Source organism: Paracerasibacillus soli (assembly GCF_042432965.1).
GTDB lineage: Bacteria > Bacillota > Bacilli > Bacillales > Amphibacillaceae > Paracerasibacillus > Paracerasibacillus soli.
Genome location: NZ_JBHLWL010000002.1, coordinates 43,148 through 69,242 on the forward strand (window position 1 = coordinate 43,148; position 26,095 = coordinate 69,242).

Annotated in this window: 23 protein-coding genes; 20 read left to right on the top strand and 3 right to left on the bottom strand. The window is 36.4% G+C overall.

Annotated elements, in window-relative coordinates; all coding sequences use genetic code 11:
• Positions 1 to 8 precede the first annotated feature (8 nt).
• The 5 genes from ACFFIS_RS00635 (at position 9) to spo0A (ending at position 5,572) form a co-directional block, all read left to right on the top strand.
• The gene (locus ACFFIS_RS00635) at positions 9 to 845 is read left to right on the top strand and encodes a TlyA family RNA methyltransferase (protein ID WP_390185742.1); all 837 of its coding nucleotides are present in this window, start codon (positions 9 to 11) and stop codon (positions 843 to 845) included.
• Between the two features lie 24 nt (positions 846 to 869).
• Positions 870 to 1,319: a transcriptional regulator AhrC/ArgR gene (gene ahrC / locus ACFFIS_RS00640; RefSeq protein WP_320379132.1), complete on the top strand. Its 450-nt coding sequence runs from the start codon at positions 870 to 872 to the stop codon at positions 1,317 to 1,319.
• A gap of 24 nt (positions 1,320 to 1,343) precedes the next feature.
• Positions 1,344 to 3,068 carry a DNA repair protein RecN gene (gene recN / locus ACFFIS_RS00645; protein ID WP_390185743.1) on the top strand — a complete coding sequence of 575 codons (1,725 nt, stop codon included), beginning with the start codon at positions 1,344 to 1,346 and terminating at the stop codon, positions 3,066 to 3,068.
• A 175-nt stretch (positions 3,069 to 3,243) separates the two neighbouring features.
• Positions 3,244 to 4,533 carry a SpoIVB peptidase gene (gene spoIVB, locus ACFFIS_RS00650; protein ID WP_320379131.1) on the top strand — a complete coding sequence of 430 codons (1,290 nt, stop codon included), beginning with the start codon at positions 3,244 to 3,246 and terminating at the stop codon, positions 4,531 to 4,533.
• Between the two features lie 247 nt (positions 4,534 to 4,780).
• A complete protein-coding gene (gene spo0A / locus ACFFIS_RS00655) occupies positions 4,781 to 5,572 on the top strand; it encodes a sporulation transcription factor Spo0A (protein WP_390185744.1) in 792 nt (263 codons plus the stop codon).
• Positions 5,573 to 5,636: 64 nt separating this feature from the next.
• Here the strand turns inward: spo0A and ACFFIS_RS00660 are convergent, their stop codons facing one another.
• Together ACFFIS_RS00660 and ACFFIS_RS00665 are read right to left on the bottom strand one after the other, a co-directional pair.
• Positions 5,637 to 6,983 (bottom strand): aspartate kinase, encoded by a 1,347-nt coding sequence (locus tag ACFFIS_RS00660; RefSeq protein ID WP_390185746.1) that lies wholly within the window; start codon positions 6,981 to 6,983, stop codon positions 5,637 to 5,639.
• A 23-nt stretch (positions 6,984 to 7,006) separates the two neighbouring features.
• On the bottom strand, positions 7,007 to 7,228 hold the full coding sequence (locus ACFFIS_RS00665; protein ID WP_320379129.1) for a DUF2627 family protein: 222 nt from the start codon (positions 7,226 to 7,228) through the stop codon (positions 7,007 to 7,009).
• Positions 7,229 to 7,445: 217 nt separating this feature from the next.
• Between ACFFIS_RS00665 and ACFFIS_RS00670 the strand changes: the two genes are divergently transcribed.
• From ACFFIS_RS00670 to ACFFIS_RS00715, 10 genes are all read left to right on the top strand, one after another.
• Positions 7,446 to 9,500: a sigma 54-interacting transcriptional regulator gene (locus ACFFIS_RS00670; RefSeq protein ID WP_390185747.1), complete on the top strand. Its 2,055-nt coding sequence runs from the start codon at positions 7,446 to 7,448 to the stop codon at positions 9,498 to 9,500.
• A 125-nt stretch (positions 9,501 to 9,625) separates the two neighbouring features.
• Complete coding sequence (locus ACFFIS_RS00675) at positions 9,626 to 10,531, top strand: bifunctional enoyl-CoA hydratase/phosphate acetyltransferase (RefSeq protein ID WP_320379128.1); 906 nt, start codon at positions 9,626 to 9,628, stop codon at positions 10,529 to 10,531.
• A 14-nt stretch (positions 10,532 to 10,545) separates the two neighbouring features.
• A complete protein-coding gene (gene bcd / locus ACFFIS_RS00680; protein ID WP_320379127.1) occupies positions 10,546 to 11,637 on the top strand; it encodes a branched-chain amino acid dehydrogenase in 1,092 nt (363 codons plus the stop codon).
• A gap of 32 nt (positions 11,638 to 11,669) precedes the next feature.
• Positions 11,670 to 12,782, top strand: a complete 1,113-nt coding sequence (gene buk / locus ACFFIS_RS00685) for a butyrate kinase (RefSeq protein ID WP_390185748.1) — start codon at positions 11,670 to 11,672, stop codon at positions 12,780 to 12,782.
• Entirely contained in the window at positions 12,775 to 14,196 is a 1,422-nt protein-coding gene (lpdA, locus tag ACFFIS_RS00690; protein ID WP_390185749.1) for a dihydrolipoyl dehydrogenase, read from the top strand. The genes buk and lpdA overlap by 8 nt, the downstream gene beginning before the upstream one ends.
• Positions 14,197 to 14,229: 33 nt before the next feature.
• A complete protein-coding gene (locus ACFFIS_RS00695; RefSeq protein WP_320379126.1) occupies positions 14,230 to 15,222 on the top strand; it encodes a thiamine pyrophosphate-dependent dehydrogenase E1 component subunit alpha in 993 nt (330 codons plus the stop codon).
• Positions 15,223 to 15,237: 15 nt separating this feature from the next.
• A complete protein-coding gene (locus tag ACFFIS_RS00700) occupies positions 15,238 to 16,221 on the top strand; it encodes an alpha-ketoacid dehydrogenase subunit beta (protein ID WP_390185750.1) in 984 nt (327 codons plus the stop codon).
• Between the two features lie 17 nt (positions 16,222 to 16,238).
• Positions 16,239 to 17,525, top strand: a complete 1,287-nt coding sequence (locus ACFFIS_RS00705) for a dihydrolipoamide acetyltransferase family protein (RefSeq protein WP_320379124.1) — start codon at positions 16,239 to 16,241, stop codon at positions 17,523 to 17,525.
• A 94-nt stretch (positions 17,526 to 17,619) separates the two neighbouring features.
• On the top strand, positions 17,620 to 18,057 hold the full coding sequence (locus ACFFIS_RS00710; RefSeq protein ID WP_320379800.1) for a BrxA/BrxB family bacilliredoxin: 438 nt from the start codon (positions 17,620 to 17,622) through the stop codon (positions 18,055 to 18,057).
• Positions 18,058 to 18,145: 88 nt separating this feature from the next.
• Positions 18,146 to 19,135, top strand: coding sequence for an aromatic acid exporter family protein (locus ACFFIS_RS00715; RefSeq protein ID WP_390185751.1), 990 nt, complete (start codon positions 18,146 to 18,148; stop codon positions 19,133 to 19,135).
• A 43-nt stretch (positions 19,136 to 19,178) separates the two neighbouring features.
• Here ACFFIS_RS00715 and prli42 read toward each other — a convergent pair whose 3' ends face one another.
• The gene (prli42, locus tag ACFFIS_RS00720) at positions 19,179 to 19,313 is read right to left on the bottom strand and encodes a stressosome-associated protein Prli42 (protein ID WP_320379121.1); all 135 of its coding nucleotides are present in this window, start codon (positions 19,311 to 19,313) and stop codon (positions 19,179 to 19,181) included.
• Between the two features lie 113 nt (positions 19,314 to 19,426).
• On the opposite strand from prli42, the gene ACFFIS_RS00725 reads away from it, so the two are divergent.
• The 5 genes from ACFFIS_RS00725 to ACFFIS_RS00745 all read left to right on the top strand — a co-directional run bounded on the left by ACFFIS_RS00725 (position 19,427) and on the right by ACFFIS_RS00745 (position 26,023).
• Positions 19,427 to 21,079, top strand: coding sequence for an acyl-CoA mutase large subunit family protein (locus tag ACFFIS_RS00725; RefSeq protein WP_390185752.1), 1,653 nt, complete (start codon positions 19,427 to 19,429; stop codon positions 21,077 to 21,079).
• 15 nt (positions 21,080 to 21,094) lie between these two features.
• A complete protein-coding gene (mce, locus tag ACFFIS_RS00730) occupies positions 21,095 to 21,916 on the top strand; it encodes a methylmalonyl-CoA epimerase (RefSeq protein ID WP_320379120.1) in 822 nt (273 codons plus the stop codon).
• Between the two features lie 2 nt (positions 21,917 to 21,918).
• Positions 21,919 to 23,466 carry an acyl-CoA carboxylase subunit beta gene (locus ACFFIS_RS00735; RefSeq protein ID WP_390185753.1) on the top strand — a complete coding sequence of 516 codons (1,548 nt, stop codon included), beginning with the start codon at positions 21,919 to 21,921 and terminating at the stop codon, positions 23,464 to 23,466.
• A gap of 53 nt (positions 23,467 to 23,519) precedes the next feature.
• Positions 23,520 to 24,644 carry a tripeptidase T gene (locus ACFFIS_RS00740; RefSeq protein ID WP_320379119.1) on the top strand — a complete coding sequence of 375 codons (1,125 nt, stop codon included), beginning with the start codon at positions 23,520 to 23,522 and terminating at the stop codon, positions 24,642 to 24,644.
• Positions 24,645 to 24,760: 116 nt separating this feature from the next.
• A complete protein-coding gene (locus tag ACFFIS_RS00745) occupies positions 24,761 to 26,023 on the top strand; it encodes a DNA polymerase IV (RefSeq protein ID WP_320379118.1) in 1,263 nt (420 codons plus the stop codon).
• The last annotated feature ends 72 nt before the right edge of the window (positions 26,024 to 26,095 follow it).

Here is a 26,095-nt window from a genome sequence, read left to right on the forward strand (position 1 = left end):
TTAAAAAAATGAGTGAAAAAAAACGATTAGATATATTATTGGTAGAACGAAACTTAATTGAGACACGAGAAAAGGCAAAACGAGTCATTATGGCTGGGCTTGTCTTTTCAGAAAATATACGACTAGACAAACCTGGAATGAAAGTAGTTTCAACCATTCCATTAACGGTTAAAGGACATGAACACCCGTATGTGGGTCGAGGTGGATTAAAATTAGAAAAGGCTTTAATGGAATTTGATGTGCAAATACAAGATAAAATCCTAATAGATGTAGGTTCTTCCACCGGAGGATTTACTGATTGTGCGTTACAAAATGGCGCAAAGTTAAGTTATGCTATCGATGTCGGATACAATCAGTTGGCTTGGAAGTTGCGCTCAGATGACCGAGTTATTGTAATGGAACGGACAAATTTTCGCTACGTAACAGAAGATAACTTAAAACATGGAACACCAAATGTTGCAACAATTGACGTTTCTTTTATTTCCCTCAAACTAATTCTCCCAGTTTTGAAAAAATTGCTAGCAGACAATAGTGACATCATTGCACTTATTAAACCACAATTTGAAGCTGGAAAAAACCAAGTTGGAAAAAAAGGGATTGTTCGTGATAAGAAGATCCATCTTGCTGTTTTACAATCGATTATACATTTTGCGATTTCTGAGAATTATACTTTCCAAGATGTTACATTCTCCCCTATAACGGGGGGAGACGGCAACATTGAGTTTTTAGCCCATTTTACAAATCAAAAAAATAGTCAAACAGGAAAAATTCCTACCGATGATGAATTAAACCTCGTAGTTGAACGGGCTCATCAGTCGTTTCACTCAGAAAGTCAGCAAAAATAAAGAAAACATATTTGGGGGCCAATTATGAGTAAATTACAAAGGCAACTTAAAATACGGGAATTAATAACAGACCACGAAATTGAAACGCAAGATGAACTTGTCAATCGTTTAAAGCAGTTGGGATTTACAATTACACAAGCAACTATATCACGTGATATTAAAGAACTACACTTGGTCAAAGTACCAACAGATAATGGAGCATATAAATATAGCTTGCCTGGAAATCAACGCTTTAATTCAGTAGATAAACTGAAACGATTGATGATGGATGTATTTGTAGGTATTGATTATACAAGTTGTTTTATCGTATTAAAAACGTTACCTGGAAATGCCCAAGCCATTGGGGCGCTCATTGACAATTTGGAATGGGATGAGCTAATGGGAACGATTTGTGGTGATGACACATGTCTCATTATATGTCGAGATGATGAAAAGGCAAAAATAGTGACGGAAAGATTTTTAAATATGCTTTAGGCCTAGATAGACGAGGTGTTAAAAATGCTTACAGAATTATCAATACGTGATTTTGCAATAATCGATAAGATATCCGTAACCTTTATGGAAGGTTTAACGGTACTAACAGGGGAAACGGGCGCAGGTAAATCAATTATTATAGACGCGATTCAATTATTAGCTGGTGGTAGGGGTTCAGTTGAATTTGTACGGCATAATAGTAAAAAGGCAGAAATAACAGGTCTTTTTACAATAGATAATAAAAAACATGCCGTATATAAAATCGGTGAACAGTATGGCGTAGAAATAATGGATGGACAACTTGTTCTGGAACGAACAATTACAGCCCAAGGAAAAAGTATTTGTCGTGTCAATGGCAGACTTGTCACGTTAGCAATTTTAAGAGAATTTGGTACAACTTTAATTGATATTCATAGTCAGCATGAAACGCAATCATTAATGAATCGTGATAATCATATTGAACTGTTGGATTATTATGATAAAGAAGCTATTTTAAAAGCAAAGCATGAATATTTAAAGATATATGAGAAACTACAAACATTAAAAAAACGGTATCAAACGTTGAATGAAAACGAAAAGGAAATGGCACATCGTATAGACTTGCTTTCTTTTCAATATAAGGAACTGGAGGAAGCGAAACTACAAATTGGTGAAGATGAGAGCCTTGAAAAAGAAAGAAGCTCATTAGTGCATTATGAACAACTTTTTCAAGCTGTTCAAGCAGCCTATGATGCTTTGTATGGTGAACAAAAAGGTTTGGATTGGATAAATATTGCTCAGCAAGCATTGCAAGATGGCCGCGATTATGATTCATCCATCCAGGAAAAGTCTGATCGATTAACGAATATGTATTACAATATAGAGGAATTGTCTTATGAATTACGGCACTTTCGTGACCAATTGGAATATAATCCAACAAGGCTTAATGAAATAGAATCTAGACTAGCCGAGATTGATCGACTCAAGAAAAAGTATGGAAATTCTGTTTCGGAAATGCTTGAATATATGGTTAAAATTGAAGAAGAAATGGAACAAATAACAAATAAGGATTCTCATTTGGCTAAGTTAGCGGATCAAATTTTGGAATTAGAAGAGGATGCTTATTTAGAGGCAAAACAGCTACATGATTTACGAAAGAATGCAGCAAAGTTATTGGAGGAAGAAGTTCATCAGGAATTAATCGATCTCTATTTAGAAAAGGCTTCTTTTCAAATTGCATTTAATCATGATTTCAAAAACGTATCATCGTTTAAGGCGTTACCCCTACATAAAAATGGGGTCGATCAAATTCATTTCTTAATTTCAACCAATCCGGGAGAACCATTAAAGGAATTGGAAAAAGTTGCTTCTGGCGGTGAATTGTCAAGAATTATGTTAGCTTTGAAAAAAATATTTGCTAAGCATCAAGGGGTTACAAGCGTTATTTTTGATGAGGTTGATACCGGTGTAAGTGGAAGAGTAGCCCAGGCAATTGCAAATAAAATTTACCATATTTCTAATGATTCACAGGTGCTTTGTATTACACATTTACCACAAGTTGCTGCGATGGCAGACTCCCATAAATTTATAGAGAAAGAAGAAAAAGATCAACGTCATGTTACGAATATTCGTGATTTGTCTATGGCTGAACAAGTGGACGAGTTAAGTAGGATGGTTACGGGTACCATTATAACGGAAACAGCTAAAGATCATGCAAAAGAACTTTTGCTCATGGCTCAAAATCAGAAGAAAAAATTAGTGATTAAGTAAGCTTACGCAAAGACATCACACTTTTTCTGAAATACTAAAATTATTTACTTAAAAAAAAGGAAATGTTACACATCTTTTCTTATGATTAACCAGTTTAAAAAAGTGAATTAAAGGTCACATTAGAAATACAGAATTAAATTGGTGTGGGTTTGGATTATCAGGAGAGTGAGTGAATTTGAACTACAAGATAAACATCAGAAAAATTATCGGGTTGGTACTTCTTTTAAGTTTGTTATCCGTTCCGTTTTTAACTCCTGTCAAATATTATTTATCCATCCCAAATGAGATTGTAACGATAAATAATCAATCTTCCATGCAACTACCGGATTTAGGACAAGCGGTAGAAGTAGATAAAAAAATAGATAATGCTACGTATGCTGTTGATGCACAAGCATTTGATATTCGTGATTCTGGTCAAAGTGAGCTTCTTTACAATGTTTCCGGTATGCCTATCAAAAAAGTAAATGTTTCTGTTTTAGAGGATAAAAAAGTAATACCAGGCGGGCAATCGATTGGTGTTCAACTTCAAACGCTAGGTGTATTAGTTGTTGGACATCATCTTGTAAATACAGAGAGCGAATCGGTGTCTCCTGGTGAAGATGCGGATATAAAAGTCGGCGACATGTTACTCGAAATAAATGGTGAAAAGATAAATGAATTACGAGATGTAAAGCCAATTGTTGAAAAAGCTGGGAAACAAAATATGGATTTAAAGGTAAAGTTAAAACGAGGAAAAGAAGAAAAACATACGACTTTAACTCCTGCAAAAAATAAAAAGGAAAATGAATATCAAATTGGTTTGTATATTCGTGATTCAGCAGCAGGTATAGGCACTATGACATTTCATGATCCGGAAACAAAAAGTTATGGTGCACTAGGTCATGTGATTTCTGACTTAGATACAAAAAAACCAATCGAAATAAATGATGGGACAATAGTAAAATCATCGGTTACTTCAATTGAAAAGGGAAATAGCGGCACCCCTGGCGAAAAGCAAGCAAAATTTTCAATAAGGGAAAATCGCATTGGTAATATTACTAAAAACAGCCCTTTTGGTATCTTTGGAAAACTGGATACAAATATTAAAAATAGCTTATATGATGAACCAATGTCAATTGCTTTATCGCATGAAGTAAAAGAAGGTCCTGCGAAGATATTAACTGTTCTTGATGGCGAAGAAGTTGAGGAGTTTGATGTAAAAATTGTTAGCAGTATCCCACAAAAATCGCCAGCAACAAAAGGAATGGTTATTCAAGTAACAGATGAAAAGTTACTTGATAAAACAGGTGGAATTGTACAGGGGATGAGTGGAAGCCCTATTATTCAAGATAATAAAATTGTTGGTGCTGTAACTCATGTTTTTGTTAATGATCCGACATCAGGCTATGGAGTTCATATTGAATGGATGTTACAAGAAGCTGGAATTGATTTAACAAAGCCAAAGTTAGAGAAAAAAGCAAGTTAAGAAAAGACTTGTAGCAAATTGCTACAAGTCTTTTCTTGCATCAAATGAACTGAATTCTACAGTTGGAATAAATTTCGACAAACATGTCGTAAAAAGTTGAAAAGAGCAGAAATTTATAGCAAATGAAAGAAAACATAAGAAAATACGAAAAATGTTAAGTTTCTTTATATAAAAGAAGGATATTTCTATCTTTTGTCGAATACAGTAAATAAGGATAAGCTCAGTTAACTAAAGGAGGAAGTTTTTGGTGAACAAAATTTCAGTTTTATTAGTTGATGACAATAGGGAACTTATACAGATGATGCAAGATTATTTTTCGGGACAAGAAGACATAGAGGTAGTAGGTACAGCTTATAGTGGAAAAGAATGTTTAGAGGTAATAGATAATCTTGAACCAGATGTGCTGATTTTAGACATTATCATGCCCCATGTAGACGGTCTTGCTGTATTAGGTATGCTCAAGGAGCGAAGTAATAAACAACCGAATGTCATCATGCTTACCGCATTTGGGCAAGAAGAGGTGATGAAAAAGGCTGTCGATTTAGGTGCTGCTTATTTTATATTAAAACCATTTGATTTGGAACATTTGGCTGATCAAATCAGACAGGTAAATGGAAATAAAACATTATATACGGCTACTGCATCCACTCGTGGTCAATCTGGTGTTAATCAACATAAAGAAAAGATGGATCTGGAGGCCAGTATTACGAATATCATACATGAAATTGGTGTTCCTGCACATATTAAGGGATATATGTATTTAAGAGAAGCAATCACAATGGTTTATAATGATGTTGAACTATTAGGATCTATTACCAAAGTATTATATCCAGATATTGCAAAAAAGTTTAATACTACTGCATCGAGGGTAGAACGTGCAATTAGACACGCAATTGAAGTTGCCTGGAATCGTGGCAATGTTGAATCTATATCAGCACTATTTGGATATACCGTAAGCGTTTCAAAGACGAAACCGACGAATAGTGAATTTATCGCGATGGTTGCTGATCGATTACGATTAGAAAACCGGGCTAGTTAAAACAAAATATTTTTTTAAAAAAACACCTTGTGTTATACGTAACAGCACAAGGTGTTTTTAATAATTAAAAGAAAGTTTCATAAAGCGACTTGACCGCACAGTCTAAATCATGGTCCATAATACCGAACATCATGGAAACTTCTGATGATCCTTGGTTAATCATCATAATATTTACATTTGCTTTTGTTAAAGCTGAAGTAGCCTTTTGAGCGATACCAATCGTGTTCATCATTCCTTCCCCAACAATCATAATCATAGCTAAATGATGTTGGACTTTTAACGTGTCCGGTTGTAATTGGGTATTAATTTTATTCGTAATCGACTCAATTTTTGCATCTGTTAACTGATGGGAACGCATGATAACAGATAAATCATCGATTCCTGATGGAACATGTTCAAAAGAAATATTCTCTTCTTCTAATATTTGTAAAAGTTTCCTACCGAATCCGAGCTCTCTATTCATTAAATATTTACTAATATATAAACTGGAAAAACCTTTATCAGATGCGACTCCTACAATTCCACTTTTTCTTGCTATAGGTTTCTCTGCAATAACGTGAGTACCCGGATTAGATGGGTTATTCGTATTTTTTATGGCAACAGGAATTTTGGCCTTAAATGCAGGCATGAGCGCTTCATCATGAAAAACGGAAAATCCAGCGTAAGAAAGCTCACGCATTTCCTTGTATGTTAATGTTGCAATTTTTTTAGGCTGATTGACAATGGATGGATTTACGACATACACAAAATCAACATCTGTAAAATTTTCGTATAGTTCAGCTTGTAACCCAGCTGCGATAATTGAACCAGTAATATCAGATCCACCACGAGAAAACGTTAATAAATTACCTTCTTTTGTATATCCAAAGAATCCTGGTATTACTAATATTTCTTCTCTTTCACGTAATAATTGTATTTTATCAAGGCTTTCCGATAAAATACGTGCATTTCCAGGTTCATCACTAACGACAATTCCTGCATCTTGAGGGTTTACGTATTTTGCATGAAGTCCGATTTCCTCCAAATATAAACTCATTATTTTTGCAGTACTATCTTCACCAAAAGCTTTCAGATAATCCCTTTTATAGGCAATTGGTAAGTTACATTCCAATATATGACGTAGTGATTGTTCTAACTCATTTGTTAAGTCTGAAGATAATTGGAGGTCCATTATTATCTCTTGAAAACGTGATAGTATAGCCTCTTTCATATGTATGTATGGTTTATTTGAAAAGTATAAGTCCCCAAGCTGAATTAATAAATCGGTTATTTTTTGATCGTTCTCATCACGTTTGCCGGGGGCGGAAACGATGACATATTTTCTTTTATTGTCATTTTGAATGATTGAACCAACTTTCCTTATTTGTGTTGCGTTTGCTAATGAGCTTCCCCCAAATTTGACTACTTTCATACCTATTCCCCTCACATCCAGGTTTATTTGTGTTTTTGTTGTTGTTTTTTATCACGATGGAAAATAAATCCTCCGATAAAGGCAAGACCTCCAACAAATATAATAAATCCTATTATAAACTGTATTGTTGGATTAATAAAAATTTTAACATATTCATCAAATAAAGTATCTCTCATTAATTTTATTCCGATTGCAGATAAAACTCCAGGTATTAGTAATAGCATGAAGGCGATTATTCTTGCCATGTTCGTTTTCTCCTCTTTTCTTTATAATGCATTGAAATATTACATTTTTAATCATGGTATCAACTGTTCTGAAACAGTTTTAATGACTTTGAAAGGGCTTTTTTTATTATATCATCTCTAGTATATCAAATGAGATAAAAGTAACAGAACAAATTGAAAAAAATTGCAAACTCACGTAAGATAGAATAGTGCATGAACTTGCGAGGTGGGGGATATCATGAAACGTGTTTTAATTGTTGGAGCTGGAAAAGGCGGAAGTTCACTATTAAGTCTGTTACATCAAGCTGAAAACATGAAAATTATCGGTGTGATAGATAAGAATAGCGAAGCGGAAGGATTAACATTAGCAAATCAATTAGGTGTTCCCGTAGGCAATAACTGGAAAGAGTGGCTTTCGAAAGAAAATCGTATAGATATTGTAATTGAAGCAACAGGGGATGAGAATGTTTTGCAAGAAATGGTTGCATTTTCTGACACACAAACACTTGTAATACCAGGAAGTGTTGCGTATATCATGATGGAACTATTTATGGAAAAAGAGGCGCTCTATACAAAATTGCAATTTCAGGTAAAACATAAGGAGCTTATCTTAAATAACACTCGTGATGGCATGATTGTTGTGAATGAAGACGCTACAATACAATTTTTGAATAAAAGTGCAAAAAGAATTCTAGACTTGAAAAAGGAATCTTATATTGGAAAGCATATTCGTCAAATCATTCAACATTCCCGTATGCCCCAAGTATTGCGCTCAAAGAGAAAAGAAGTAAATCAATCATTAGATTTAGAAAATGGAAAAAGAATTATTACAACGCGCATCCCAATTATTAATGAAGAGAATAAATTATTAGGTGCATTTGCAGTCTTTAAAGACATGACTGAAATATTAAACCTTGCTGAAGAAAATACAGATTTGAAAGAAATTAAAACAATGTTAGAAGCAATCATCCAGTCTTCTGACGAGGCGATTAGTGTTGTAGATGAAAATGGGATTGGTTTAATGATAAATCCAGCATATACGAGGATTACTGGGCTAAGGAAAGAGGAGATAATTGGAAAACCCGCATACGTTGATATATCAGAAGGAGAAAGTATGCATATGAAGGTAATTAAAACGAGACGGCCAGTTCGTGGTGTGCGAATGAAGGTTGGACCAGCTAAAAAGGACGTGCTCGTTAATGTTGCACCTGTCATTGTTGATGGGAAATTAAAAGGAAGTGTTGGGGTTATACATGATGTGTCTGAAATCCAAACACTAACATCAGAATTAAAAAGAGCTAGACAAATTATTCGTAATCTGGAAGCAAAGTATACGTTTGATGATATAATTGCAACTTCTTCGGAAATGAAGATTTCACTTGAACAGGCAAAAGTAGGCGCCAAAACACCGGCGATTGTTTTATTAAGAGGGGCGTCAGGGACAGGTAAAGAGCTTTTTGCACATGCTATTCATAACGAAAGTGATCGTAAGTACCATAAATTTATTCGTGTGAACTGTGCGGCACTTTCTGAATCAGTATTGGAAAGTGAATTGTTTGGTTATGAAGAAGGAGCATTTACAGGAGCAAAACGAGGAGGCAAAAGAGGGCTATTTGAAGAAGCGAATCTGGGGAGTATTTTCCTAGATGAGATTGGTGAGTTGTCTTTAAATATGCAGGCTAAACTATTGCGTGTTTTACAAGAGAATGAAATTGTCCGAGTCGGAGGCACTAATCCAATTATGGTCGATGTAAGGATAATTGCTGCAACTAATTCGAACTTAGAAAAAGCAATCATGAACAAAACGTTTCGTGAAGATTTATACTATCGCCTCAATCGTTTACCAATCTTTATTCCATCTCTACAAGAAAGACTTTCAGATTTACCAGAATTAACAAAGCATATTATTCAGAAACTTAATCAAGATTATGGGAGAAATATAAAAGCATTATCAAACGAAGCACTGGATGAGTTACAACACTATAATTGGCCTGGAAATGTACGAGAATTAGAAAATGTCATTGGACGAGCAATGATTTATATGGATGTTAATGAGGAAGTAATTGAAAAACACCATTTGCCAAATTTATATACAGATAATAAAAACGGTAAACCTATTCACACTAGTGCTATTTCAGGTGGTACATTGCAAGAAGCTGTAGATATATTTGAAAAAGATTATATTTATAAAGTGTACGAAGCAAATGATTTTAATAAATCCAAAACAGCAAAAGCACTAGAAATTTCTTTGCGTTCTTTATATTATAAATTAGAAAAGCACAAACTTGAATAATTTTGCATGCATTTTTTTGCGTATATGAAAGATGTTGCAAGAACAGTCACGGTATTAAAGCGCTTTCATAGGAGAAGATGTTGGCACGGATTTTGCATATATAAATAATGAAAGGGAAATGACAAATGAATACCTTAGCATCCTTGAGAAATTTACTCTTCGCACAAACAGAAAAAAAGATCATTTCAGTGGCGAATGCAGGTGATGAACAAGTACTTTTAGCGGTCAAACAAGCAGTAGAAATGAAAATTTGTAGGTTTTTATTATTGGGTGATGAAATTGAAATAAATAAATTAGCAAAAAAAGTTGGGTTGGATCTTTCATCGACTGATATTCAAACTGAACATGTTACAGAAGAGGTCGGTAAAGCAGCTGTTTTAGCTATTCGGCAAAAACGCGCACATGTTTTAATGAAGGGGCTTTTGCCAACAAAAGAAATATTGCAAGCTGTTTTAGATAAAGAAAATGGCCTACGAACAAAATCTGTCTTATCGCATGTAGCTTTATTTGAAATACCTGATCAAAATCGACTTATTTTTCTTACAGATGCTGCTATGAATATTGCACCAAATGTTCAATTAAAAAAGAACATTATTGAAAATGCTGTAGAGGTAGCTCGCAATCTTGGTAATACTTGTCCAAACGTAGCGTTATTAGCACCTGTAGAAGTTGTCAATGAAGCAATGCCTTCTACCGTAGATGCGGCTATATTAACGACCATGCAAAATCGTGGTCAAATAAAATACTGTAATATTGATGGACCATTAGCATTTGATTTAGCAATATCACCCGAGGCTGTACAGCATAAACACTTGGAATCACCCGTTGCAGGAAACGCTGATATACTAGTCGTACCGTCGATAGAAGTAGGAAATGCCTTATACAAATCATTTGTTTATTTTGCTAAAGCAAAGGTTGCATCTGTTGTATGGGGTGCCAAAGTACCAATTATTTTAACATCAAGATCAGATAGTGCAGAGAGTAAATGGTATTCCATGTTATTATCGTTATGTTCTCAAAAAGATTATTAGGGAGGTAATTAGTTATGAAGATATTCTCTTATATGGAAAAATATGATTATGAACAATTGGTATTATGCCAAGATGAAAATTCAGGTTTAAAGGCAATTATTGCAATACATGATACAACATTGGGACCGGCATTAGGTGGAACGAGAATGTGGACATATGGGACAGAAGAGGAAGCAATTGAAGATGCACTTCGTTTGGCTCGTGGAATGACATATAAAAATGCCGCAGCAGGGTTACAACTAGGTGGCGGTAAAACAGTTATCATTGGAGATCCGAAAAAGGATAAGAGTGAAGAAATGTTTCGTGCATTTGGTCGATACATCCAAGGGTTAAATGGGCGTTACATTACTGCAGAAGATGTAGGTACTACTGAACATGATATGGATTTAATCCATTTAGAAACAGATTATGTTACAGGTACATCTGGATCCGGTTCATCTGGTAACCCATCACCAGTAACAGCTTATGGTGTGTATAAGGGAGTTCAAGCTGCAGCAAAAGAAGCTTTTGGCGATTACTCACTAGAAGGTAAAACGATTGCTGTACAAGGTGTAGGGAATGTAGCATTTGCGCTTTGTGAGTATTTACATAAGAATGGCGCGAATTTAATTGTAACAGATATTAATAAAGAGGCTGTGCAACGTGCTGTAGATGCCTTTGGTGCAAAAGCTGTAGATCCAGATGATATATACGATGTGGATTGTGATATTTATGCACCGTGTGCTTTAGGTGCAACGATAAACGATGATACGATAAAGCGTTTAAAAGCAAAAGTAATTGCTGGATCAGCAAACAATCAGTTGAAAGATACGATTCATGGCGATATTATTTATGAAATGGGAATTGTCTATGCCCCTGACTATGTCATTAATTCAGGTGGTGTGATTAACGTAGCCGATGAGTTGAATGGATATAACTATGAACGAGCAATGAGTAAAGTGGAAACGATTTATGATTCCTTATCACGCGTTTTTGAAATTTCAAGACGTGATCATATTCCAACTTATGTTGCTGCAGATCGTATGGCGGAGGAGAGAATTGCTTCGGTTCGTAAATCTAGAAAACAATTTTTACAAAATGAACACCATATATTAAGCAGAAGATAAAATATGCAGATGAGGCACCGGAGGTTATTATTATGCAACAAGTTTTTCGTATACTCGTCATTAATCCGGGATCAACATCAACTAAAATAGGTCTTTATGAAAATGAACGATGTATTTTTGAAAAAACGATTCGACATCCTTATGAACAATTAAAACCATTTGAACGAATTATTGATCAGTGCCTTTTTCGTAAGACATTAATCGTGAAACAATTAGATTATGAAGGAATTAACTTATCTAAAATTGATGCGATTTGTGGCCGTGGTGGTTTAATTCAACCAATCGAAGGTGGAACGTACGAAGTAGACGATGCAATGATACGAGATTTGAAAATTGGATTAAATGGGGAACATGCGTCTAATTTAGGTGGACTTATCGCACATGAAATTGCAACATCATTAAATATTCCAGCATATATCGTGGATCCTGTAGTTGTAGATGAACTACAGGATATAGCACGATATTCCGGAATTCCTGATATTCCAAGAAAAAGTATCTTTCATGCATTAAACCAAAAAGCAGTAGCAAGAAGAGCCGCTAAGGAATTAAACCGTCCATATGAACAATTGCATTTAATCGTAGTTCATATGGGTGGAGGAATTACTGTCGGTGCACATAAACAGGGAAGAGTAATAGATGTGAATAATGGTTTACATGGAGAGGGGCCATTTTCACCTGAACGAGCAGGAACCGTACCGGCCGGAGACTTAGTTCAGCTGTGCTTTTCAGGACAATATTACATTGACGAAGTCATGAAAAAATTGGTCGGTGAGGGTGGACTCATGGCCTATTTACAAACAAATGATGCTGTCGAGGTTGAACAAAGAATTGCAAATAATGACGAAGTCGCCCTAGAAGTATACGATGCGATGGCCTATCAAGTTGCAAAAGAAATTGGTTCTATTAGTACGGTTTTAAAGGGAAAAGTAGATGCAATTATTTTGACAGGTGGTTTAGCGTATGGAGAATCTTTTGTACAAATGATTGCAAATCGGGTAGCGTGGATTGCTGATATGATTATTTACCCCGGTGAGAACGAGCTGCAGGCGCTTGCGGAAGGTGCACTGCGCGTGCTATCAAAAGAGGAAGAAGCAAAACGTTATCAAAATTTCGTTGAAAAAAGTGGGAGGTCATTTCATGTCTAAGGAATATGACTTAGTAGTTCTTGGTGGAGGAACAGGTGGATATGTTGCTGCTATTCGTGCGGCGCAATTAGGTTTACAAGTTGCAATTGTAGAAAAAGATCAATTGGGTGGTACTTGTTTACATCGTGGTTGTATTCCATCGAAAGCATTACTAAGAAGTGCTGAAGTATATAAGCAGACAAAAGAAGCAGAACTTTTTGGTGTTGAAACGTCAACACCTACAATAAATTTTTCAAAAGTCCAAGAGAGAAAGACAAAAATTATCAATACATTACATCAAGGTGTGCAAAGCCTTATGAAAAAAGGCAAAATTGACGTTTTTAATGGGTTTGGTCGTATTTTAGGACCAAGTATCTTTTCACCTATGCCCGGAACAATATCAATTGAATATACTGATGGCAAAGAAAACACGATGATCGTTCCAAAAAATGTATTAATTGCAACTGGTTCTCGTCCCAAATCTTTACCTAATCTAACAATTGACGGTACAAATGTGATGAGTTCTGATGATGCGTTGAGTATGCATTCGTTACCCCAATCAATCATCATTGTTGGTGGTGGGGTAATTGGTATTGAATGGGCGTCTATGCTTGCAGACTTTGGTGTCAACGTAACGGTAGTTGAATACTTGAAACAGATTTTGCCGACAGAAGATAAAGCTGTTGCGCGGGAAGTAGAGCGTCTTTTAAAGAAAAAAGGTGTAAGATTTTTAAAAGGTGCTGAAGTAATACCAGAATCAATCGTGAAAGAGGACCAAGTTTCTGTTTCTGTAAGAAGAGGCGATACAACACAATCTTTAACAGCTGATAGAATGCTAGTCTCTGTAGGGAGAAAAGCAAATATAGAAAATATCGGAATTGAAAATACAGATATAACGATTGAAAAAGGTTTTGTCCAAACGAATGAATTTTATCAGACAAAAGAATCCCATATTTATGCTATCGGTGATGTAATTGGGGGGATGCAATTAGCACATGTTGCATCACATGAAGGAATAGTAGCAGTAGAACATATTGCAGGCACAAACCCATTGCCAATTAACTACGACCATATTGCATCGTGTATCTATTCAAATCCGGAAGTTGCAAGTGTTGGTCTAACGGAAGAACAAGCAAAAGAAAAAGGGTTTGCGATGAAGGTTGGAAAATTTTCATTTAAAGCAATTGGAAAAGCATTAGTTTATGGAGAATCAGATGGATTTGTAAAGATAATTTCCGATGAAAAAACAGATGATTTACTTGGCGTTCATATTGTTGGACCGCATGCAACGGATATGATTTCTGAAGCAGGTTTAGCGATGGTATTAGATGCAACACCTTGGGAAATCTCACAAACCGTTCATCCACATCCAACATTATCTGAAATTATGGGGGAAGCAGCATTGGCTGTAGAAGGAATCCAAATCCACGGTTAAAGATTTTCATATTTTCAAAGGAGGGAAAGAATGATGACAAAAAATCGTCATGAGAGATTAGGATTGACAAATGAAGATGTAATCGAGATGTATAAAACAATGGTATTGGCAAGAAAAGTTGATGAACGTATGTGGTTATTGAACCGTGCAGGGAAAATACCATTTGTAATTTCTTGTCAAGGTCAGGAAGCTGCACAAATTGGTGCTGCTTTTGCTCTTGATCGTAAAAATGACTACATTGCACCTTACTATCGCGATTTAGGTGTCGTGTTAGCCTTTGGAATGACAGCGAAAGATTTAATGTTATCAGCTTTTGCAAAAGCAGAAGATCCTAACTCTGGTGGTCGTCAAATGCCAAGTCATTTTGGTCAAAAGAAAAATCGAATCATAACAGGCTCCTCACCAGTAGCAACACAAATTCCTCATGCAGTTGGTGTAGCATTAGCCGCAAAAATGGAAAAAAAGCAGCTTGCTTCTTTTGTAACGCTTGGTGAAGGGTCGACGAATCAGGGTGATTTTCACGAGGGGTTAAATTTTGCTGGCGTACACAAGCTGCCAGTTATTACGATGGTAGAAAATAATGGATATGCAATTTCAGTTCCACTCGAAAAGCAATTGGCTTGTGAAAGTGTTGCAGATCGTGGAATTGGATATGGTATGCCAGGGTTTTCAATAGATGGAAATGATCCATTGAAAGTGTATGAAGTGGTGAAAGAAGCAAGAGAACGAGCAATAAAGGGAGAAGGACCATCATTAATTGAAGTTATGACAACGCGATTTACGGCACACTCTAGTGATGACGATGATCGGGTATATCGTGATCGAACAGAAGTAGATGAAGCTAAGAAAAAAGACCCCATTGCTTTATTCGGTAGCTATCTAGAAGACGTACAAGTTTTATCTGTTGAAGCAAGAGAGGCCATACATAAAGAAATCGATACGATTGTTAACGAAGCAACTGAATATGCAGAAGTTGCACCGTATGCAGATCCAGAATCGGCATTACAATTCGTATATGAACAATAAGGAGGGAATGATAATATGGCTGTTATGACATATATTCAGGCTGTTACATCTGCTTTAAAAGAAGAAATGCAACGTGATGAAAAGGTATTTATTTTGGGAGAAGATGTTGGGAAAAAAGGCGGCGTATTTAGAGCGACAGACGGGTTATACGATGAATTTGGTGAAAATCGTGTTTTGGATACGCCATTGTCTGAATCGGCCATCGCTGGTGTAGGGATTGGAGCTGCAATGTACGGTCACCGTCCAGTTGCGGAAATGCAGTTTGCTGATTTTATTATGCCGGCTGTTAACCAAATTATCTCCGAAGCAGCAAAGATTCGCTATCGCTCAAATAATGACTGGAGTTGTCCGATTACAATTCGTGCACCATATGGAGGCGGTATACATGGGGCGCTGTATCACTCACAATCAGTTGAAGCAGTTTTTGCAAATCAACCCGGATTAAAAATTGTGATGCCATCAACACCTTATGACGTGAAAGGTTTATTAAAAGCAGCAATTCGCGATAATGATCCTGTATTATTTTTCGAACATAAACGTGCTTATCGACTCTTAAAGGGTGAAGTACCTGAAGAGGATTATGTGCTTCCAATTGGTAAAGCAGATATCAAGCGTGAAGGAACTGATATTACCGTTATCACATATGGATTATGTGTACACTTTGCTTTACAGGCAGCTGAAAAGTTAGCTGCAGAAGGTATAGATGCACATATTTTGGACCTAAGAACTGTTTATCCACTTGATAAAGAAGCCATCGTTGAAGCAGCTTCAAAAACAGGAAAAGTACTATTAGTAACGGAAGACAATTTAGAAGGAAGTATTATTGGTGAAGTAGCAGCTATTATCGCGGAAAATTGCTTGTTTGATTTGGATGCACCAGTCCAGCGGTTAGCTGGACCGGATATTCCTGCCATGCCATATGCTCCAACAATGGAGAAGTTTTTCATGGTTAATCCAGAAAAAGTAGAAAAAGCAATGCGGGAACTTGCAGAATACTAAATTAAGGAGGGATTCTAGTGGCACTTGAAAAAATACTAATGCCTAAATTAGGAGAAAGTGTGCATGAAGGTACCATCAATACGTGGCTTGTTAAAGAAGGGGATCATGTTAATAAGTATGATCCGATTGCAGAAGTAATGACGGACAAAGTAAATGCGGAAGTACCATCCTCTTTTACCGGTAAAATAAAAGAACTCGTTGCCAATGAAGGGGACACAGTACCGGTTGATGGTTTAATTTGTTATATCGAAACAGAAGAAATAACTTCAGATAAAGGTGTTCAATCCAATCAACATATGAAAAACGAAATAGATGATACAATCGAAGATGCAGAAACGGATACATCGATGAAAAAACGTTATTCACCAGCAGTTTTAAGATTAGCTCAAGAACACGATATTTCATTAGAACAAATAACAGGAACAGGCCGTGGTGGAAGAATTACGAGAAAAGATTTAGAAAAAATAATTGCAAGTGGTCATATCCCAACAGTGAGCGATGAAAATACAGAGATACATACTTCGAAAAAAGATGATATAGTACGGGACATTCCACAACAGCCAGTTTCTTCAAAACCTTCAACTAGTAGCGTTGTTACACAATCTGGTGATATTGAAATACCAGTCGCTGGTGTACGTAAGGTTATTGCAGATAATATGGTTCGAGCAACAACAGAAATCCCTCATGCGTGGATGACTGTTGAAGTTGATGTGACCGATTTGGTCGCACTACGAAATGATGTAAAGGATTCTTTCAAACAACAAGAAGGGTTTAGCTTAACTTATTTTGCGTTTTTTGTGAAAGCAGTTGCGCAAGCACTAAAAGAGTACCCGCAGATAAACAGCATGTGGGCAGGAGATAAAATTATCCAAAAGAAAGATATCAATTTATCGATTGCCGTTGCAAAAGACCAAGAATTATTTGTACCTGTTATTAAACACGCTGATGATAAAAGTATCAAAGGTATTGCAAAAGAGATTTACGAACTTGCTCAAAAAGCACGTACAGGAAAATTAACAGCAAATGATATGCAAGGCGGTACATTTACTGTTAATAATACAGGATCTTTTGGTTCAGTACAGTCAATGGGAGTCATCAATTACCCACAAGCAGCAATTTTACAAGTTGAGTCTATCGTGAAGAAGCCTGTTATTATAAATGGCATGTTTGCTGCAAGAGATATGGTTAATCTTTGTTTGTCATTAGACCACCGTATTCTAGATGGTTTAATTTGTGGTCAATTTTTAGCACGAATAAAAGAAATACTCGAAAATATGAATGCCCAAAATACGAATGTATATTAATGTAATGTACTACTCCATATATATAAATTGAACTTTACGACTAAAATTGATAAGCTAAGGATAAGTTTAAAACTAAACAAGTTAGGGGTTGGGTATATATATGGATTTCAATATATTTATGAACGATGTCGTTGATGCAGCTCGTCAAGACATCCGAGAAGCAGGGTATGAAGAACTTAAAACGCCTGAAGAAGTAGAGGTAGCATTAAACCGGCAAGGAACAACGCTTGTCATGATTAATTCTGTATGTGGTTGTGCAGGTGGTGTAGCAAGACCAGCAGCCGCAAATGCTATTCATTACGACAAACGACCAGACCATCTCGTTACTGTGTTTGCTGGACAGGATAGAGAGGCGACTGATAAAGCTCGTGAATATTTTGAAGGATTTCCACCTTCATCTCCATCTTTTGCTTTTTTAAAGGATGGAAAAATTATTACGATGTTGGAGCGCCACGATATTGAAGGGTTTGGACCGATGGATGTTATGACAAAGCTGCAAACTATATTTGATGAGCATTGTGAAGAAATATAATTTCGAGTTCAAATAAAAATGAGGCTGTCTCTATAGTTGCAGGCAGCCTCATTTTATATGACGCATAACGATAAAAGGAGATAAGAAAGTGAAGATTGGCTATCGAACAATTAAGACTGCAATTGCAACACCAATCGCTATATCCATTGCACAGTTTTTAGATTTGGAAAACTCAGTTACAGCTGGAATTATTACCATTCTGTGTATACAACCGTCTAGAAAACGCTCTGTATTAAGCGCTTGGAATCGATTTTTAGCTTGCATAATTGCTAGTCTATTCTCCTTTATGTTTTTCGAACTATTCGGTTACTCCCCTCTAGTTTTAGGGGTAATGTTAGCCATTTTCATTCCTGTCACAGTTTTACTACAGTGTTCGCAAGGAATAACAACAAGCTCTGTCATCATCATTAACTTATTTAGTGCACAACATATCGATTACGCGTTTCTTTTTAACCAATTTATGTTAATTCTAGTCGGTATTGGAGTAGGTTTAATTGTTAACCTTTATATGCCAAGTTTAGATAAACCTTTAAAAGATAGACAAAAGAAATTAGAACATAATTTTCAAGTTATTTTATTTGAAATTGCCTCGTACTTGCGCAATAAAAAGATGACATGGGATGGAAAAGAAATCGTAGAGACGGAAGAAATTTTAGAGAAAGCTTTAGAGTTAGTAGAAGTAGACCGAGAAAATCATATGTTACGATCAAAACATTCATATTATGACTATTTTAAAATGAGAAATAATCAATTTGAACTCTTACAAACAATGTTGTTAATTGTGACACAACTTCCGAAGAAAGATGTAGTTACAGAACAAATTGCTGATTTCTTTGAGCGTTTATCATATGCAGTCCATCCTGGGAATACAGCTGTCATATATTTAAATGAATTAGAAACGTTGCGTAAGACATTTAATCAAGAAGAATTACCAAAGACCAAGGAAGAATTTGAAACGAGAGCTAATCTTTTTAGGTTACTCAGTGAATTAGAACGTTATCTGACATTAAAGAAAAGATTTAAGGAAAGCGACGTTACGTTGTTGAAAAAAACAAAAAGGACTGGAACGACATCTTGAATCCAGTCTTTTTTTAAAATAAATAATATCATATTTTCATAGATTATAAAAAGAAAGAAAGTCCTGCAGTTAAGGTGGATAATAGCATTGCGATAATCATTACATATATCGCAATTTTTATTCTACGATCACGCTTTGACTTTTTTGGACGGTATACTTTTGCTTGGTTTTTAGACAATGGTTTAACCTCCCATTTCTTTTGATGTTATTAGTATTTTACCTTTAAAATAGAATTAGGACAAGTCGAACAAAAAAAATAGGGGTAATGAGTATATGCTAGGGGGTATTATGATGGGGAAAAATAATCAATACGATGAATGGCAAAAGGCTGTTAAACGGGCGACGGAACGTTTTCCGGAAAGAAAGACAGCGTTTACAACATCCTCCCAACTAGAAGTTGAACAATTATATCTTCCGGATGATCAAGATGTAATGGATGAGTATGAAAAAAAATTGGGGTTTCCTGGAACATATCCTTATACTCGTGGAATCCAACCAACGATGTATAGAAGCCGTTATTGGACTATGCGGCAATATGCGGGATTTGGATCAGCAGCAGAAACGAATAAACGCTTTCGTTATCTATTAGAGCAAGGGCAAACTGGTCTGTCAGTTGCTTTTGATTTGCCAACACAAATTGGCTATGACTCTGATGATATGATGGCAGAAGGAGAAGTTGGAAAAGTAGGTGTTGCCATAGACTCCCTTCAGGATATGGAGATATTGTTTGATCAAATCCCTTTAGATAGGGTTAGTACATCCATGACGATAAATGCGCCAGCCGCAATCTTACTATGTATGTATATTGCTGTAGGAGAAGCGCAAGGTGTTCCTTTAGATAAATTAACAGGGACAATACAAAATGATATTTTGAAAGAATATATTGCGCGAGGTACATATATTTTTCCTCCTAAACCTTCCATGCGATTGATTACGAATATATTTGAATTCTGTCAGCAACATACACCAAAGTTTAATACAATAAGTATCTCTGGCTACCATATTCGCGAGGCTGGATCAACAGCTGTACAAGAGATTGCATTTACTATCGCAAACGGGATGGCATACATTGATGCAGCATTAGCTGCGGGATTAGATATTGATGCATTTGCACCACGCTTAGCATTCTTCTTTAACGCACATAACAACTTTTTCGAGGAAATTGCTAAGTTTCGTGCTGCAAGAAGATTATGGGCCACCATTATGAAAGAGCATTATAAAGCTAAAAAGCCCCAGAGTTGGAAAATGCGTTTCCATACACAAACGGGTGGGTCAACGTTGACTGCTCAGCAACCTGATAACAATGTTGTGCGGGTAACAATGCAAGCGCTTGCTGCTGTGCTAGGTGGTACACAAAGTTTGCATACAAATTCGCGCGATGAGGCATTATCATTACCGACTGAAGAATCAGCTAGAATCGCATTAAGAACGCAGCAAATTATTGCACATGAAAGTGGCGTCGCAGATACAATTGACCCATTAGGGGGTTCCTATTATATCGAAGCTTTAACAGATGAGTTAGAAGCGACTGCACAAGATTATCTAAAGCGTATTAAGGATATGGGTGGTGCTGTTCAAGCTGTTGAGGATGGTTTTATGCAACGCGAAATTCATCACCAAGCTTATGAAACCCAAAAACAAATTGAAGCGGAAGAAGAAATTATCGTTGGTTTAAATAAATTTAAACTTGAAGAGGAAGTGAATCCAGAATTACTAAAAGTAGATGAAGCATTGGAAAAAAGCCAAATTGAAAGCTTAAAACGTATTCGGAAAGAGAGAAACCAAAAAGAAGTAGATACTATTTTGCAAACACTACGAATACAGGCTAAAAGTGAACAAGAGAACGTAATACCGACCATTTTAAAAGCGGTAAAAGCTTATGCAACAGTTGGCGAGATTTGCAATGTATTACGTGATGAATTTGGGGAGTACACAGGTATTTAAAGGGGGAAGCGGATAATGAGAAAGATTCGTGTATTAATTGCAAAACCAGGATTAGATGGGCATGATCGTGGAGCATTAGTCATTTCACAAGCACTTCGCGACCACGGTATGGAAGTTATTTATACGGGATTAAGACAATCACCAGCCCAAATTGCTCAAGCTGCTGTACAAGAGGATGTTGATGTGGTTGGTTTATCATCTTTATCTGGAGCTCATCGCTCGCTATTTCCAAAAGTAATCGAGGAATTAAAAAATCGTGATGCGATTGACATTCCAGTAATAGGTGGAGGGGTTATTCCAAGTGAAGATATACCATATTTATTGGAGAAAGGCGTAAATCGTGTATTTACTAGTGGCTCTTCTACCGAATCTCTCGCAAATTATATTAAACAACTTATCCAACCAAATCAATTTGTATTAGAAGAGCCGAAGAAAATTGCGCATATAGGTATTGCAGTAAAAAGTATTGATAAGGCATTACCTTTTTATACTGACCGGCTTGGATTACAATTAGAAACGGTTGAATCAGTTACATCTGAAGGAGTAAAAGTTGCCTTTTTAAAAATAGGGGAATCACGGATTGAATTATTAGAAGCACTCCATGATGCATCTCCTATTAAGCAGTTTATCGATAAAAGAGGTGAGGGAATTCATCATGTTGCTTTAGAAGTAGAGCAGATTGATGAACGCTTAAAGGCACTGAAAAATAATGGTGTAACTTTGCTACAAGAACAGGCAAAACAAGGCGCTCATCAAAGCAAGATCGCATTTATTCATCCTAAATCAGCACATGGTGTTCTGTTTGAATTATGTGAACAGGAAAAAGGTGGGAGATAACGTTGGATATCTTTGATAAAATTAGCGAATTATACGATAAACGCCGATTAGCTGAATTAGGTGGGGGAGACGACCGCATTGCTAAGCAACATGAACGTGGAAAGATGACTGCCCGTGAACGAATAAATTATTTGTTGGACGCAGGAAGCTTTGTAGAGTTGAATATATTTATTGAACATCGGGCAACCGATTTCGGTATGGATGAAACAAACGGGAAAGGCGAAGGAGTTGTAACAGGATACGGGAAAATAGAGGGAAAGCCTGTCTACCTATTTGCTCAAGATTTTACCGTGTTTGGTGGGGCACTAGGGGAAATGCATGGTAAAAAGATTGCCCATGTTATGGATTTGGCGGCCAAAAATGGTGTTCCATTTATAGGCCTTAATGATTCTGGTGGTGCACGTATCCAGGAAGGAGTTTCATCTCTTGATGGATATGGTCAGGTATTTTACAGGAATGCGATATATTCGGGTGTCATACCACAAATATCAGTCATTATGGGGCCCAGTGCTGGCGGGGCAGTATACTCACCAGCGATTACTGATTTTGTCATTATGGTGGAAAAAACATCACAAATGTTTATTACGGGACCAAAAGTAATCGAAACAGTTACTGGTGAAAAAATAACAGCTGAGGAATTAGGTGGGGCCCATATCCATAATTCCAAAAGTGGAAATGCTCATATTCAAACTAAAACAGAAGCAGAAGCATTAGATGCAGTAAAAGAATTGTTACGTTACTTGCCTGCAAATAATGAGGAGAAACCACCTGTTACACAATATGATGAATCTGATCATTTACGTCCAAACTTAACGGAGATAGTGCCATATGATTCTGTACGGCCATATGACGTGAAACGGGTTATCCATGATATAGTAGATAAAGATAGTTTCTTTGAAATCCATCAATCTTTTGCAAAAAATATTGTTGTGGGGTTTGCGCGGATAAATGGGCAAGCTGTAGGCCTTGTCTGTAATCAGCCTAAATATATGGCCGGTGGTCTAGATATCGATTCAAGTGACAAAGCAGCGCGTTTCATTCGTTTTTGTGATTGTTTTCATATTCCGATTATTACCTTTGAAGATGTCACAGGTTTTTTCCCCGGAGTGAAACAGGAACATGGTGGCATCATAAGACATGGGGCCAAAATATTGTACGCCTACTCAGAAGCTACCGTACCTAAAATAACGGTTATAACGCGTAAAGCATATGGTGGAGCGTATGTGGCTTTAAATAGTAAGGCAATTGGAGCAGATATCGTGTATGCATGGCCAAATGCTGAAATAGCTGTGATGGGACCGGAAGGAGCAGCTAATATCATTTTTGCTAAGGAAATTGCTGATAGTAGTGACCCGGAAAAAACGCGACAGGAGATGATTCATACATATCGAGAAAAGTTTGCAAATCCATATATTGCTGCAGGATTAGGTATGGTTGACGATGTGATTGATCCACGGGAAACTAGGATAAAACTAATCCAGGCATTAGAAATGTTACAAAATAAAACAGAAGTTCGTCCATCAAAAAAGCATGGTAATATACCATTATAATTTTTTGATTTATAATAGAATAGTTAAGACACAAAAGAAAGGATAATGACAACATGATTACCATTAATGAAGAACGTTTGGTACAAGAGTTTTTCGAACTTGTACAAATTGATTCTGAAACAAAACATGAAGCAGAAATTGCCCAAGTATTGAAACAAAAGTTTAAAGAATTAGGGTTAGATGTAATAGAGGATGATGCAAAAGAAAAAACTGGTCATGGTGCAGGTAACCTTATTTGTACACTGAAAGGGAATAAAGAAGGTGCTGACACCATTTATTTTACTTCCCATATGGATACGGTTGTTCCAGGTAAAGGTGTTAAGCCATCTATTAAAGACGGCTATATTGTATCAGACGGTACTACCATTCTCGGTTCAGATGACAAGGCAGGTTTAGCTGCTATAATTGAATCGATTCGTACATTGAAAGAACAAGAGATTCCGCACGGTGACGTACAATTTGTGATTACTGTTGGAGAAGAATCTGGTTTAGTTGGGGCGAAAGTGTTAGATCCTTCTCTCATTAAAGCAAAGTATGGATATGCGATTGATAGTGATGGTCAAGTAGGAAATATCGTTGTAGCAGCCCCAACGCTAGCAAAGCTATTTATGGTGATGCATGGGAAAACTGCACATGCTGGAGTTGCACCAGAAAAGGGGATTTCAGCTATTACATTAGCGGCAAAAGCAATTGCAAAAATGCCATTAGGTCGAATTGATGAGGAAACTACTGCAAATATCGGCCGATTTGAAGGTGGTCAGCAAACGAATATTGTTTGTGATTATGTTGAAATTCAAGCAGAGGCAAGATCGCTTGTACCTGAGAAAATGGAACAACAAGTAGCAAAAATGAAACAAGCTTTTGAGGAAACTGCAAAAGAGTATGGTGGTTCTGCAAATGTAGAAATTAAAGTGGCTTATCCTGGATTTAAACAGCAAGCAGGTGACCAAGTTGTAGAAATAGCAAGAAAAGCTGCTGAAAAAATTGGACGTACTAGTGAACTCCTGCAAAGTGGTGGAGGAAGTGATGCCAATGTTATTGCAGGATTTGGTATCCCTACAGTTAATTTAGCAGTTGGCTATGAAGAAATTCATACAACAAATGAGCGTATTCCAGTTTCGGAACTAATAAAAATTACGGAATTTGTTACTGCTATTATTCAAGAAGTAGCACAATAATTTTATTCCAATGAAAAAAGAGCCACTAAGGAAGATGATAACTTTTTTAGGAGGGCTCTTTTTTATGGTATAATAGATATGAACAAACGTTCGTTTTGGATAGAAGGTGTATAATAATGTTACAACTCAAGCCGACGAAAGCCCGGGTAATATTTCATATTGATATGAACTGTTTTTATGCATCGGTTGAAATGGCTTATAATCCTAAGTTAAAGGGACTGCCATTAGCCATTGCAGGAAATCCTGAAGAACGAAAAGGAATTATTGTGACGAGTAGTTATGAAGCAAGAGCGCAAGGTGTAAAGACAACAATGCCTATTTGGCAAGCTAGAAAGCTTTGCCCGAATTTAAAAATATTAAAACCTAATTTTCCCCGCTATCAGGCTGCCTCAACAGAAATCTTTAAATTCTTAGCTAGTATTACACCTTACGTAGAACCAGTTTCAATTGATGAAGGCTATATAGATGTGACAGATATAGACTACGAAGGTGGTCCAGTTCAACTTGCTCATGACATTCAGAAAACAATTAAAGATACATTGGACTTACCATGCAGTATTGGCATAGCGCCTAATAAATTTTTAGCGAAGATGGCTTCAGATATGAAAAAGCCATTAGGTGTTACGATACTTAGAAAACGAGATATTCATCAGAAACTTTGGGTTTTACCGATAGAAGAAATGTACGGTGTCGGAAATAAAACTGCGGAAAAGCTTCGTAAACTTGGTGTGGAAACAATAAAGGATCTAGCTGAAAAAGATGTATATGTACTGAAACAATTACTCGGTATAAACGGGGTACGATTAAAGAATCGAGCGAATGGCATTGATGTACGTCCTGTTGACCCGGATGCTGTTCATGATTTCAAAAGTATTGGTAGCTCGCAAACATTGCCAGAAGATACAACAGATGAGCTGGAATTATTTCAATTAATGAACGAGTTAGCGCGTAATATTGAACGCAGGATGAAGCGAAAAGAAGCGGTTGCGAGAACGGTTCAATTGATGATTCGTTATCATGACCGAAAAACCGTAACTCGTAGTAAAGCTTTGCCTATGTATATTGACGATAAAGAAGCGTTAGTTCGAGTTGCAAAGGAGCTTTTTCAGTTAAATTGGACAGGCGATCCTATTCGTTTACTCGGCATAACTGCCCAGGATTTAGCCGAGAAACATCAAGTAGCCCAACAGTTAGATCTTTTCACGTATGAAAAAAACGTAGAAAAGGATAAACTAAATTCTGTTATCGATGAGCTCACAACAAAATATGGTAAAAATCCGTTTATAGAACTAAAGCAAAAGGAGAAAACTGACAATACAATCTATCCCCGGACCAGTTTCCAAAAGGATTTTCTTCAAGAGTTTTTAAAAGAAAAATAACGGTATCTTATCCATATATGACATGACTTTTTAAATGCCATTTTAAAAATACCCTATAGGAAGTGGTTTTAG